General features: G+C 63.2%; 1 protein-coding gene. It reads right to left on the bottom strand.

Annotation, left to right across the window (positions count from 1 at the left end):
• Nucleotides 1-139 precede the first annotated feature (139 nt).
• Entirely contained in the window at nucleotides 140-1,537 is a 1,398-nt protein-coding gene (locus KZA10_RS14370) for a hypothetical protein (protein WP_218683222.1), read from the bottom strand.
• Between the last annotated feature and the right edge of the window lie 131 nt (nucleotides 1,538-1,668).

Genomic DNA, 1,668 nt, shown 5'->3' with positions numbered 1-1,668 from the left:
GAGTCAGCCGGGCATTAGCGTGGGACACGAGAAGCCTCCGTGTGATCGAGCTGCAGAACTAGACAGCTCCAACTCGACACCGGAGGCTTCTCCTACGTCAACAACGATCTGGGTCAGTACAGCTAGCGCAGCGCGTGCGTCACGCGGGAATCAGGCCGTATCGCGCGCGGCGGGCCGCGGACAGGTCGCGGCTCGGCTTCTTCTTCGTGCGCGTGGTCGTGCGCTTGACCGGGGCGTGATGGTTGGTGCGCTTCTGGCGTCGGCGCGGCGGCTGGGCGGGCCGGTTATCGTCGTACTCCTCCTCCAGCCAGTTGAAGATGTTGCGTCCGTTCTGGGCCACGACACCCAGGATGGTGAGGAACGCCTGGCTTGGCTCGCCGCGCAGCCGGCGGTTCGTGGACTCTTTCAAGGTGTTGTCCGAGCGCTTGAGCGACCGGTTGAAGGACTCAATGGTCTGACGGCCATAGGTGTGCATGTCATCCCATTCGGGGGTGCCGTAGCGGTGGTGCTGGCGGTACTTGGCACCGTGCTCGGCTTCGAAGGTGACGCTGTTCTTGTTGGTGCAGATGTCGCCGGGCATCTTGGGAGGGTTTTCGACAGTCATCAGGTCGACCCCGTCCTTCGGGGCTGGCTCGTTCGGCTTGAGGGGGCAGTCCAAGTGCCGGTTGGAGCCGGACGCGGGGCACGTCATGACGAGGTTTCCGTTCGCCTTTACGTCCTTCTGGCCGAGCTCCCACTTCGCGCGCTCCTGAAGCTGTGCGTAGCGGCGCTGGCGGTGGCTGAGCTCCCGCTCCTCACGCATGGCCTTCGTCAGCTTCGGGTTCTTCTTGTCGTTGGACACAGCCTTGTTGTAGCGGAGCATGATGTCGCGATGCGTCATCGGGGTGGCTGGGCACATCCATCGCCCTTCGAGCATGAAGGCTCCGTGGGCGACGGCCTGCTTGGTGCCCTCACCCTTGGACGCGACCGACGACTTCACGGGATAGCGCATGCTTAGCATCGCGCCGTTCTCGCGCAGCGAGTTCTGCAGCATGTTGGGGTTCGCGTTTGGAAGGTAGGCCTGGTCGCCGATGATGTATCCGAAACCGTGGCCCCAGGCGAGGATGTCGTCGAAAACCTCCCGGGCGTGGAAGTTCCACTCCGTCGACGGCTTGTGGAAGTTGAAGCCGACGATGATGTGCGGGACCGACTCGCGATGCTCGGCGTCGTTGGATACGAGTACAGCGAGCTCCGCTTCGTATCCGTAGCCGACCTTCTTTGCGTGTGTCTCGGTGCCGTCCCAGCTGTCGCGCTGGTCGTACTCGCGGTAATACCAGCCGGCATCGGGGTCCAACGGGAAAGTCTGGTCATCACGACGCCTCTCCTTCTGCGCCTTCGACATCCCGCGGCTCGGGGCCGCGAGGAAGGTGGCGTCGATGGTGAGGCTCAGCTCGTGCGTCTTTGCGGAGTCGGGGAGCGAGTCGTACTGTGCATGGAGGAGGTCGTTGGCGAAGCGGAACATCCGCAGTCGCTTGTTCTCCAGCTCGTCTGCGCGCATCGCTCGGGTCTGATGCAGGAACAGGTGACATCTAGCGTGGCTAGCCGAGATGGCTGGCCTGGAAGGATGTCATCATGCCCAAGCCGTTTCCCAAGGAGTTCCGCGACGATGTGATCCGCGTTGCGGAGAGT

The organism is Microbacterium sp. BF1 (assembly GCF_019279095.1).
Lineage (GTDB): Bacteria > Actinomycetota > Actinomycetes > Actinomycetales > Microbacteriaceae > Microbacterium > Microbacterium maritypicum.
This window is presented reverse-complemented; position numbering and strand designations above follow the sequence as displayed.

Bases quoted from the DNA above. Each gene is read 5' to 3' on its own strand.
- KZA10_RS14370 (WP_218683222.1), bottom strand. From the start codon at position 1,537: ATGCGCGCAGACGAGCTGGAGAACAAGCGACTGCGGATGTTCCGCTTC.